This is a genomic window from Chitinophaga pollutisoli (assembly GCF_038396755.1).
Taxonomy (GTDB): Bacteria; Bacteroidota; Bacteroidia; order Chitinophagales; family Chitinophagaceae; genus Chitinophaga; species Chitinophaga pollutisoli.
Map to the genome: position 1 here is coordinate 5387791 of NZ_CP149822.1, position 11351 is coordinate 5399141.

General features: G+C 54.0%; 7 protein-coding genes. 3 read left to right on the top strand and 4 right to left on the bottom strand.

The window, feature by feature from the left end:
• The first annotated feature begins 73 nt into the window (after positions 1-73).
• Entirely contained in the window at positions 74-1756 is a 1683-nt protein-coding gene (locus WJU16_RS23055) for an arylsulfatase (RefSeq protein ID WP_341835710.1), read from the top strand.
• Positions 1757-2061: 305 nt separating this feature from the next.
• Here WJU16_RS23055 and WJU16_RS23060 read toward each other — a convergent pair whose 3' ends face one another.
• The 3 genes from WJU16_RS23060 to WJU16_RS23070 all read right to left on the bottom strand — a co-directional run bounded on the left by WJU16_RS23060 (position 2062) and on the right by WJU16_RS23070 (position 7219).
• Positions 2062-2586 (bottom strand): hypothetical protein, encoded by a 525-nt coding sequence (locus WJU16_RS23060; RefSeq protein WP_341835711.1) that lies wholly within the window; start codon positions 2584-2586, stop codon positions 2062-2064.
• A gap of 92 nt (positions 2587-2678) precedes the next feature.
• Positions 2679-4283: a RagB/SusD family nutrient uptake outer membrane protein gene (locus tag WJU16_RS23065; protein ID WP_341835712.1), complete on the bottom strand. Its 1605-nt coding sequence runs from the start codon at positions 4281-4283 to the stop codon at positions 2679-2681.
• A gap of 20 nt (positions 4284-4303) precedes the next feature.
• On the bottom strand, positions 4304-7219 hold the full coding sequence (locus WJU16_RS23070; RefSeq protein WP_341835713.1) for a TonB-dependent receptor: 2916 nt from the start codon (positions 7217-7219) through the stop codon (positions 4304-4306).
• Positions 7220-7727: 508 nt separating this feature from the next.
• Between WJU16_RS23070 and WJU16_RS23075 the strand changes: the two genes are divergently transcribed.
• Positions 7728-8906 (top strand): ROK family transcriptional regulator, encoded by a 1179-nt coding sequence (locus tag WJU16_RS23075; protein ID WP_341835714.1) that lies wholly within the window; start codon positions 7728-7730, stop codon positions 8904-8906.
• Positions 8907-8920: 14 nt separating this feature from the next.
• Here WJU16_RS23075 and WJU16_RS23080 read toward each other — a convergent pair whose 3' ends face one another.
• Positions 8921-10324: a DUF4157 domain-containing protein gene (locus WJU16_RS23080; RefSeq protein WP_341835715.1), complete on the bottom strand. Its 1404-nt coding sequence runs from the start codon at positions 10322-10324 to the stop codon at positions 8921-8923.
• A 207-nt stretch (positions 10325-10531) separates the two neighbouring features.
• Between WJU16_RS23080 and WJU16_RS23085 the strand changes: the two genes are divergently transcribed.
• Positions 10532-11212: a GntR family transcriptional regulator gene (locus WJU16_RS23085; RefSeq protein WP_341835716.1), complete on the top strand. Its 681-nt coding sequence runs from the start codon at positions 10532-10534 to the stop codon at positions 11210-11212.
• The last annotated feature ends 139 nt before the right edge of the window (positions 11213-11351 follow it).

The following is an 11351-nucleotide window of genomic DNA, read 5'->3' on the forward strand; positions in this document are numbered from 1 at the left end:
CGCCGGATCGTTTCCGGGGGTGGAAATTGGCGGAGGGATGTCTATTTTAATATAAAATATTTCCACGTACGATATGAAAAACACGACCTGGTTAATGCTGGCGGGCCTTGCGCTGGCGTCCTGCGCCGGCAGCCGGAAAGGCAACAAAGGGGCGAAGAAAGACGAGCGGCCCAATATCGTCCTCATCCTTGCGGACGACCTCGGGTATTCCGACCTGGGCTGCTACGGCGGTGAAATCCATACCCCGAACCTCGATTTCCTCGCCAGTAACGGCCTGCGCTTTACCCGGTTTTACAACACTTCCCGCTGCTGCCCCACGCGCGCTTCCCTGCTGACGGGCCTCTATAACCAGCAGGCAGGCATAGGGGAAATGACGGCCGCCCGCAAGGAGCCCGGCTACCGCGGCGCCCTCGGCACCAATACCGTCACACTCGCGGAAGTGCTTCGCAGCGCGGGATACCGGACGGCTATGTCGGGCAAATGGCATGTGTCCAACACCATCGAACAACCTACGCGGGAAGCGCAGTTGCAATGGCTGAACCACCAGGCTTCGCATCCTTACTTTTCACCCGTTGAACAATACCCCGTAAACCGCGGGTTCGAAAAATACTTCGGCAACATCTTTGGCGTGGTGGACTTCTTCGACCCCTTCAGCCTTGTGAACGGCACCGAGCCGGTGGAAACCGTTCCAGAGGGCTATTATCATACCGACGCCATCAACGATTCCGCTGTGGCGTATATCCGGGAGTTCGGGCGGGAAGGGAAGCCTTTTTTCCTCTATGTAGCTCACACCGCGCCGCACTGGCCCCTGCAGGCGCCGCCGGAGGAAATCGCCAAATATGAAAATATCTACACGGCGGGGTGGGACGCCATCCGTGAAGCGCGGTACCAACGCATGGCCGAAAAGGGGATCATCGATCCGAATACGACACCGCTTCCGCCGCGTACCGGCAACAAGCTAAACTGGGACAATAACCCCGACAAAGCCTGGGACGCCCGCGCCATGGCTGTTCATGCCGCGATGGTGGACCGGATGGACCAGGGCATCGGCCGCATCCTGCAGGCGCTGAAGGCATCCGGGGAACTGGAGAACACGCTCATCGTGTTCCTGAGCGACAACGGCGCCAGTCCAGAAAACTGCATGCGTTATGGCCCTGGGTTCGACCGTCCCGGCCAGACCCGCGACGGCCGCACCATCCATTACCCGGTCGGGAAGGATGTGATGCCCGGTGCGCAGACGAGTTTTGCGTCCATCGGAGAGCGCTGGGCGAATGTGGCGAATACGCCTTACCAGTTCGCCAAGGCGCAGTCGTACGAAGGCGGGGTGCGTACGCCGATGATCGCGTGGTGGCCGAAGGGCATCCGGCAGAAAGGTGGATTCTCCGGTCAGGTGGGCCATGTCATGGATTTTATGCCTACTTTTCTCGAACTGGCAGGGGCGGAGTATCCTTCATCCTACAAGGGCCATCCTATCCTCCCGTATACCGGCATCAGCCTCAAACCTGCTTTGGAAGGAAAAGGGGATGTAGACCGGACGCTGTTCAACGAACATTTCGGCGCCCGGTTTGCGCGCAACGGGGAATGGAAGCTGGTGTCGCTCTCGGGCGACAGCACCTGGCGGCTCTACCGCATCCGGGAAGATGAATCGGAGATGAACGACCTCGCCGCCCGGCACCCCGAAGTGGTGGCGCGGCTATCTGCCCAATGGCGCCAATGGGCGCAAACGCACCAGGTGTTCCCTATGCCGGGGAAGTGATATAACGTACATCTATCCTGCAACAATTCCCGCCTGATAATCAGCGTGTATGGACGCCGGCGACTGACTTGACCTTCTTTTACTGCCGATTTATTTTTAGTTTGCTCGAAGGAAGGACGACACCGGCATTGCAATAAACCGTACAACATAATGACCAACAATTGTTCCGGCTTTTGAGGGCCGGCGATGAAACCGCGGCGGTGGACCTTTACGGGAGATATTTGGAGCAAATCCGCGAAAAATCAAGTAAACAGGAAAAATACCATTGTGAATGGCCGTTTCCGGAAGGAGTCGGCCATTGCCGTTTACTGACGGATGCGCCGCGCATTGATCAGCGCACTGGTGATCCGCAGCCGGTTGTATTGCTGCAAAACGATCGCGGCGAAGTTGAAGATGCCATTGGAGATAGTAACGAGCAACCCCGCTATCCAGTATCCGTTTGCACAAGCGTGCAGGGCTGTCAGCAGGAAAAAGACCCCGCAAATCCAGTGGAATTTCTCGTACATCCGGATCGTGGAGAGGTATTTTTCCGCGCCCTCCAGGTTGCCGATGGTGCTGCCGGCGCTGTGTGTGGCTGCTTTGGCCCAATCGCCGTCCTGCGTGAGTTTACGGAAAGTTTTGGCGCCCAGGCGCTCGAAGCCTCTTCGGGTTTTGGCGAGCTGCATCCGGCGGAGCAGTGGGTCGGGGAAGAAGGCGGGGATGAGGGAAATTCCGAGGATAATCCATGACCAGGCTCCCCATCCGGCCGCATACCAATACCAGAGTACCGGCGTGAAACACACGATGGTCCAGAAGAAATTGATGAACTGGTTGATGGCGCGGGTTTTCATAACGGGGGAGGAATTCCTGGCAGGAAGATACATATTAAAATCAAACGGCCGGTCTTCCGACCGGCCGTTCTTACCAATTCATACCTGACATATTAATAACCCGGATTCTGTCTGAGGCCGGGGCTCACTTTCAGGCTGTTCTCATGGAACGGCCACACGTAGTTATTCGGACGGAAGGAGCGGTCCTCGATTTTCAAGGTTACTTTTTCGCCATCTACCATACGGGTATGGCCGAGTGCGGGCTTGTTAAGCACTTCTTCGGCGATGCGCCAGCGGATGATATCGTCGTAGCGGCGGCCTTCGCCTGCCATTTCAATGCGGCGCTCGTTGCGGATCAAATCGATCCATTGCTGCTGGGTGTAGTTAACATATTTGCCTTTGGTCACGTCGGCGTGCTCCATATCCAGGCCGGCGCGGCGGCGGATATCGTTGATGCACTGCTTGGCGAGGTCGTCGATCTGGCCTTGCATGATCTTCGATTCGGCGTAAGTCAGCAATACTTCCGCATAACGGAGCCAGGGGAAGTGCATATTGCCGCCGGTGCGGAAGGCGTCCGCTTCGTCCACGAACTTGCGGTACCAGTAGCCGGAGCGGCTGGCGCGCGCTTTTTCGAAGTGCATCGGGCTGTTGGGATCATAAATATTGATCGCTTCGTTCTGGAACATGTCGCCGGGCATATAAATGCTGGCCGCCAGGCGAGGGTCGCGGTTGAGCTTGGGATTGAGCTCATACTCTTCCTTGGTGTGGAGTTCGCAATCTTCGATTTTTTCGCCCTGGAGGGTCCAGTACGTGTCTACCAGCGATTTCAACGGCACTACGAACGACTGCCCGTTGCCGGTGCGGTATTGCGGGCCCAGGTGCTGGAAGGAGTTGGTGGCTGAGTTACCGTGGCTGGCCATGTCCATCGTATAGATGAACTCTCTGTTGTTTTTGTCGGCCTTGTAATTGAACAGGTCGCCGTATTTCGGATGCAGGGAGAACTTATTGGAATCCATGATCTCCTTGGCCAGGCGCGCCGCGTCTTCGTACCGTCCGAAGAACAGGTAGTACCGCATGATGATGCCTTTGAGGGAATAGCGGTTCAACATGTAGGCGTCGGAAGTATAAGCGTCCGGCGGCAGGTTGTTGGCGATTTCCTCGGCCATAGGGAATAATGTGGCGAGGATTTCGTCTTTCGGTTTCGAAGGCTGGGTCGCCTTTTCGAGATCGGCGGGCTCCAGGTAGAAGGGCACATCTCCCCAACGGGAAACCATCCAGAAATAGTGCCATACGCGCAACCCTTCCAGGATGCCTTTGTATTTGGTACGTACCGCTTCATCTTCCACATACGGCAGGTCGATGCTGCCGATGAACACGTTCAAACGGCCCGTATGCTTCATGTGCAGATCGTAGTACCAGTTGAAGGCGGTCGTATTCGAGTTGAAGTTGCCGTTGGCGATCAGCTGGTGGTGATGGCTTTCCAAACGGCTGTAGGCATCGTCGGATTTGCCATCGTCCTGGTAAATCAGTTTGGCATTGAGCCCCACGCCCGCGAAAACGTCGGTGTAAGAAGAATACACTACCCGGCGGAGATCGTCTTCAGTATTGAAGAACTCGTCGAACTTGGTAGCGGTCGGGTCTCTTTTATCGAGGAATTTCTCGCATCCGGACATCGCGACAGCGCCACAGATCAGGGATGCATAAAGAAGTCTTTTCATGATCAATTTGAATAAGTTGATTAGAACATAGTAGCTTTCAATCCAATGCTGTACACGGCCATACGGGGGTATCTGCCGCCGCCGCCGTTTCTTTCAGGCTCAAGTCCTTCCCATTTGGTAAAGGTGATCGCATCCTGTGCGTTCACGTACACCCTTACGTTGCGGATGCTGCCGCCGATTTTCGGGAAAGTATAACCCAGCTGCAGCATTTTGATACGGAAGAAAGAAGCGTCACCCAGCCATACGTCGCTCAGGTTGGTGTTGGTGCTGGCGCCATTCCATACGCGGGGGAAACGGCTGTTCGGGTTCTCAGGCGTCCACCGGTTGTCAGCATAATACTGGCGGGGAGCGCCAAGGGCGTTGGTGCCACCGTCAACATGTACAGGATAACCCTCCAGGCCAGACAGGTAACCTAAACGTTTGCCGACACCCTGGCCGATCACCGAGAAGTCCCAGCGCTTGTAGGAGAGGTCTACGTTGATCGCGTAGTTCATGTGCGGGAACGGATCACCCAGGTTCACACGGTCGAGGTTGTTGATCACACCGTCGCCGTTCTGGTCGATGTACTTGATGTCGCCCGGCAGCGCGTTCGGCAGTTTGCCAGGAGTTTTGTTTACATCGTCCGCATCACGGAAAAATCCGTCGGACTGGTAACCGTAATAGTTGTCGATGGCCACGCCACGATACCAAACCTTGTCGGCATTATCCTTGAAGATGAGGGTATCGTTGCTGCGGTAACCCGCTTTCAGCACTTTGTTCTTGTTGTCGAACAGCATACCGCCCACGCTGTAGGTAAAGTTTTCACCGATCTTGTCATTCCATTTCAGTGACAGCTCGAAGCCTTTGTTTTCTACCTCGCCGATATTCACGGCGGATTCCAGGGTGTGGGAGCCGGTCAGCGGCGGTACGGAGAATTTGTCGTAGATCAGGTCGAAGGAGTGCTTGCTATAGATTTCGCCGACAAAGGTCAGGCGTTTGTTGAGGGTGGTTAGTTCCATCCCCACGTTCCACTGTTTCTGTTTTTCCCAGGAGAAGTTGGGGTTGGGCATACGCATCGTCCAGCCGTAGGTGTTCACGATCTCTTCCCAGAGATATGGCGCTACATCTTCGTTACCGATCTGGCCGTAGGACACGCGGAAGCGCAGGTTGTCCACCGCACCGCTGTTCACGAGCGATTTCATGAACTTTTCATTAGTTACGTTCCAGGCCAGCGCCGCGGAGGGGAAGAAGCCCCAGCGGTTGCCCGGCGCGAATTTGGAGCTACCGTCGCCGCGGGCTGTTACTTCCAGGATGTAACGGCTGTCGAACGAGTAGTTCAGTTTACCGAAGAACGAAGCTTTGGAGATCTCATTGAAGTTGGAGAAGATCCAGCTCATGGATTCCGCACCGGCAGTGAGGTAGATTTTATCTTTCCTGCCGCGGAGATTAGCCGTATAGTTGATGAGCGCGCGGGTGGTCAGCTGGCTTTCCGATACGTTCTGTGTGGCGCCTACAGTATTTGCCCAGGTGGTAACGGGTTTGCCGTTGCCGTCATAGAACTTGAAGGTGGGGCGCTGCCATTTTTCCGCAGACTTTTTAATCACATAGGAAACGTTACCCTCGATGTTGAGGTTCTTGGTGATGTTGTATTTGGGGCGGAGGTTGATGGTGCTCCAGTCGTGCATGTAGTTTTTGGTACCGCCGCGGTTGATGGATGCCACGGGGTTGATGTTGTTGTGCAACTGGTAATGCTCGTTGATGCCCAGCCCGGTATTCGGATAGTACACTTGCTGGGAAGGGTTCATCCGCCAGGCGAGAGCGTAGAGGCCGTGCCCGTCGTCGTTGGCGTACAGGCGGTCCACCTGCAGGCGGTGCGCGTAGAAGTCGGCCAGCAGTACGAATTTATCGGCGATGTTGATGTTGGTGTTGAAACGAGCCGAGAACTTCTGGGTGCCTTCGATGTTGTTCTGGCCGCCTTCGTTCATATATCCCAGCATGAGGTTGAATGTACCCACGCCGCCACCGCCGGAAACGTTCAGTGCGGTGTTGGAAGAAGTGGCGTTGCGTTGGATCACCTCGTCGAGCCAGTTGATGCTCTTCAACTCGCCGGATTCCATTTTAGCGATGGAATCTGCGGAGAATGACGGGGTCTGGCCCTGCATGATACGCGCTTCGTTGTTGAGGCGCATGTAATCGGCGCCGTTCACGAATTTGGGCAGGTCGATGGGTTTGGATACGGCGTACCAGGTGTTGAGGTCCACTTTGAATTTGCCGGTGGTGCCGCGCTCGGTTTCGATCACGATTACACCGTTGGCGCCGCGGGAACCGTACATGGAGGCGGAAGCGGCGTCTTTCAGGATGGTGATGCTTTTTACCTGGTTAGGGTCGATGTCGGAGAGCGACATTTCCATCCCGTCAACGATCACCAGCGGGTCTGCGTTTTGCAGGGTGCTGATACCGCGGATGGAGATGGCGCCGGGCCGGCTGCCGGGAAGGTTGGAGCCCTGCATCATGGTTACGCCGGGGATCGTTCCGGAGAACGCTTCCTCGAGCTTGGCGATGGGGCGGCTTTTCGCCTGCTTCATGTCCATTTCCGCGACAGAAGAGGCCACGTGGCGCCGTTCTACCTTGGAATAACCCATCACCACCACGCCGTCCAGGTCTTTACCGCCCTGGGACAACCGGATGTTGAGGTTGGTTTTGTCGCCTACCTGGTATTCCCGTTCCTGGAACCCGATAGAGCTGACGATCAGCACGGCGGAGTTGCCCGGAACGCTGATTTCGAAGCGGCCGTCGGCCCCGGCGGCCGTACCGATGTTGGTCCCCTTCACGATAACCGTAGCGCCGGGGATAGGGGCGCCCGTAGTGTCCTGCACGCTGCCCCTGACGTTTTTCTGCTGGGCGCTGGCATGCAAAAGGCATAGCATTAGCGATGATAATAGGAAGAGATACTTCATAACAATTACGCGTGTTGGTGAAATTTCCGTTTTGTGAATAATTGGTTGATTGCAGCCATAGCATGCCCCGCCCGTGTTGCGCCTTCGCATCGCGGATGTACTGGTTGGACAAGAGAATGAGAGGGGCTTATAGCCCGGACGGATATACTATGTTACAAGGTCAGCAGGTACCTGGATGAATAAACTTAAGGCATAGGCCCCGGGGGGTAATGTAATGGATCACCCTGTGCGGAGGTTTGCCGGTTTGAAAACTTTAAGTATGTTTTAACAACACTTCCGTTTTGATTTCAGATTATTTCATGTATGCATTTCAAATATCTGGTCTTATTTCACACTGTTTCAATCTTTTTTTATTTTTTAGTAAAAACAAATTACTTCATTAAAAAATTTTTCAAAGATTTGCAGTCTAATCGAAAATGCTGGAGTTATGAACCTTAAGTTAATTAATCGTGACCCGTTTTTGATGGATCCGGGGCTAAGTAAGAAGCAAATTCAGTTGAGATACAAGATGTTGCAACACTTATACACCAAGGGGCCATCTTCTATTTCCGCGCTATGCGATACGATCGGCATCAGCGCGCCCACGGTATTCAAGATGCTGGGGGAGCTGACGCGTGAGAAAATCGTGGAAAAACGCGGTGTAGGGGAGTCGATCGGGGGCCGCAAACCAGACCTTTTCCGGTTGCAGAAGAACGTAATTTATGTGATTTGCATTGATATTGAACTGTTTAAGACCAGCATGGCGATCGTTGACAACAACAATCACTTCGTTACGCCGGTCAAAACCGTCTCCGTAACCTTGTCCCGCAACCGGAAAGCCTTTTTCGAAACCCTGCTCGAACATATCCGCGAGCTCATTGCCTCAGCCAATATCGACGAAACGAGGCTGGTAGGGTGCAGCGTGGGCATGCCCGGGCTCATCGATCCGGAAACAGGCGAAAACTACAGCTACCTGCTCGATGAAACAGACGGGCTCACCCTGCGCGAAGCCTTCGAACAGCAGATCGGGTTGCCGGTAGTCATTCAAAACGACGTGAAAGGCTCTGCACTGGCGGAGTTACGATATGGCCACGCCATTGGCCGGAAAAACGTGCTGGTGATCTTAATGGACTGGGGCATAGGGCTCGGCATCATTATGGACGGCAAAGTACAGCATGGCAGCTCCGGGTTTTCCGGGGAAATGGGACATATGCCCTTCGTGGAAAATGGGGAATTATGCTATTGCGGCAAATACGGCTGCCTGGAAACGGTGGCTTCGGGTATGACGTTGTCGAAAATGGCGCGGGAAGGGATTCTATCCGGACAAAACTCCATCATCAACGATCTTTCCAACAAAGAAATATACCGCATCGAAACGGAACTGATCATCCGTGCAGCCAACAAGGGCGACCAGTATTCCATACAGCTGCTCTCGAATATCGGGACCAACCTCGGGAAAGGGATCTCCATCCTCATCCAGCTGTTCAACCCTGAAATGGTGATTTTAAGCGGGAAGATCGCTGCGGCGCGCCAGTACATCACCCTGCCGATGCAGCAGGCGATCAACACCTATTGCATGACGCAGATCCGGGAAAAAACCCAGATCATCTCCTCCGAACTGGGCGACGAGTCGCGCCTCCTGGGCTACGCGGCGGCGGGGATCACCTGGTTCTTCGAAGCCATGATCGCGGATGTGAAAGACAGGTAGCAACAGAACAGTCCCTAAATAAACTTATCCTTCACGCCGGACGACTTCGGCAAACCAGCGTCGATATTGGTATTCCACCAGTCCTGCGCTTTGGTTTTACGGCTATGGTCAGTTTCGGCGTCATAGTTTTTCTGGTACGTGCCCAGGGTCTTTTTAACAGCCTTCATTTTGTCGGACAGCTGTTTGCGCTGGCCTGCCAGCGCTTTTTCCGCCGCAGCCATGGCATTTCCTTTTCCGCAGGCTTCCACTTCTTTGGTAGCGAACGAGGATGCGAGGGTTTGCATTTCCGAGGAAATTTTTTCCGCCACGGCATGCGTGATATCGAAATGGCGCTGTTCGTGATTGAGCAATGAGGTGCTGGAATCTTCCAGCCCGGTGCTGATGAGGGATTTTTTGAAGGAAGTTTTGCAGTCACCGAGTTTGCTGGCGTCTACCGTAACGCCGTTGTGGTTTTTCCATTGATATTTAATGCCGGTCATCCTGTCTTTAACACAGGGCGTTTTGATGTTGCCGCAATCGGCGGCGCTGGTAACGTTTGTGTTGTAGATCTTGTAGGATGAGATTTTCTTCTTCTTGAATTCGTTTTCGCAATTCTTTACGTCGGTGTCGCAGGATTTGTCTGCCGATTTTTGTTTTGAGTTGAAGGAACTTTCGCAACCGGGCACGAACGTGTCTGCATGCGCTTCCCGTTCTTTGGGATCGTACAGCCATTTCTTCGCCCAGGATTTATCCTGCCGCATGAAAGCTTTTGCTTTGAGTTTGCTGGTGTCGCCTTCGATATTGACTTTATAGGCTTTGTATTTCTCCGGGTGTTCGGCGGCTTTCTTGTCTTTGTCCTTGCCTTTTTCGCAATCCGTGGTTTTTTTGCCGGCGGTGAAAGTGGTGCCGTTTTCGGTTTCAGTGAGTTTTTTGAAAGGGTATTTCGAGGTGTCGAAATCTTCGATATCGGAGCTGGTAACGGCTTCGTAGCCGGAGGTTTTCTTGGGAACCTCGGCGGCGAAGTCGGCCCAGGTGAGCTTGCGGTGATGAATGTCTACCCGCTGGATGCGCGGGGCGATCTGCTGGTTTTGTTGCAGCACATGCGCCAGTTCGTGGGCGAGGAGGTGCTGCCCTTCCGGGGTGTGGGGCTGGAATTCGTGGTGGTTGAAATAGATGTCGGACCCGTAGGTGAATGCTTTGGCCTGGACGTCAGTGTTCATGGCGGCGGCTTTTTCGCCGGTGTGGATGTGGACGTTGGAGAAGTCGGCCTGGAAGGCGTTTTCCATGAATTGGCGGGTGCTCCGGGGCAGGGGGGCGCCTTTTTCTTTGCTGGCGGCGAGGTGTTCGGGCATGCCGGAGGCGTGCGGCGGTTTGAAGAAGGACGGCTGGGCGGAAGGCTTCCGCGAAGCTTCGCTGGTTTTGCGGCGGATGTTACGCATGGAAATACAGTTGCGCCCGCGCCTGGCGGGACGGTGATCGGTAATTTTTTTGACGGTGGAAGGGTAATGCCGGGGTTATGCGTATCTGGGGCTGATGTATCTGTTTGACCGGTCTGGCGGCTGTTCCGTGTTCAAATGTAAGCCAAATGGCGGGAATCCCATCCAAATGATTATATTTGTTCACTTGTGGTACAAAACTAAAAATATATGCTGAACGGTATCAAGCCGATTGCCGCGAAATCCATGGCCGAGCGGGTGGAAGCCAGCCTCCGGGAATATTTTGCAAAAGGAAACTTCAAACCCGGAGATCCGCTGCCCACCGAACTAGAGCTGGCGGCGGCACTGGGCGTTAGCCGGAACGTGGTGCGCGAAGCGCTGAGCCGGTTCAAGATGCTGGGCATCATCGAAACGAAAAAGAAAACGGGCATGGTGATCAGCAACCCCGATATCGTGGGTACTTTCCAGAAGGTGCTAACCCCCGAAATCATGGATGAAACCACCCTGCAGGACCTTTTTGAGCTACGGCTCGTGCTGGAGTTGGGTATCGCCGACCTGCTCTTCATCCACAAAACCCCTGAAGACATAGAGGAGCTGGAAGATATCGTAGCCCGTGAAGTAAAAGGCGACAACTTCCGCATCAACAACGAAATCGCCTTCCACGGCAAACTTTACGAAATGACTGGAAACGAAACGATGAAACAGTTCCAGACGCTGTTGTTGCCTGTGTTTGGATATGTGATGAAATTGGAAGACAAGCAGTATGTTTCAGGAGAGATCACGCACAAAGACCTGGTCCGGATACTGAAAAAGGGCACTGTCCAGGCGTTTAAAGACGGCATGGCTTCACACCTGCAGCCGCACATCGACCGGCTACGCAAGAAAAAATAACGCCTCAGGCCCGCCATGAGCGGGCTTTTTTCATTTTTTTTACTGGGACAAAAATTTAATGCGAGGATTTTGTTAAAATTGCCTACTTTTAAAATGTAGAACATAACTACTAAATAAGACGAGCGTTATGATCGACGGT

Bases quoted from the DNA above. Each gene is read 5' to 3' on its own strand.
- WJU16_RS23055 (WP_341835710.1), top strand. From the start codon at position 74: ATGAAAAACACGACCTGGTTAATGCTGGCGGGCCTTGCGCTGGCGTCC.
- WJU16_RS23060 (WP_341835711.1), bottom strand. From the start codon at position 2,586: ATGAAAACCCGCGCCATCAACCAGTTCATCAATTTCTTCTGGACCATC.
- WJU16_RS23065 (WP_341835712.1), bottom strand. From the start codon at position 4,283: ATGAAAAGACTTCTTTATGCATCCCTGATCTGTGGCGCTGTCGCGATG.
- WJU16_RS23070 (WP_341835713.1), bottom strand. From the start codon at position 7,219: ATGAAGTATCTCTTCCTATTATCATCGCTAATGCTATGCCTTTTGCAT.
- WJU16_RS23075 (WP_341835714.1), top strand. From the start codon at position 7,728: ATGTTGCAACACTTATACACCAAGGGGCCATCTTCTATTTCCGCGCTA.
- WJU16_RS23080 (WP_341835715.1), bottom strand. From the start codon at position 10,324: ATGCGTAACATCCGCCGCAAAACCAGCGAAGCTTCGCGGAAGCCTTCC.
- WJU16_RS23085 (WP_341835716.1), top strand. From the start codon at position 10,532: ATGCTGAACGGTATCAAGCCGATTGCCGCGAAATCCATGGCCGAGCGG.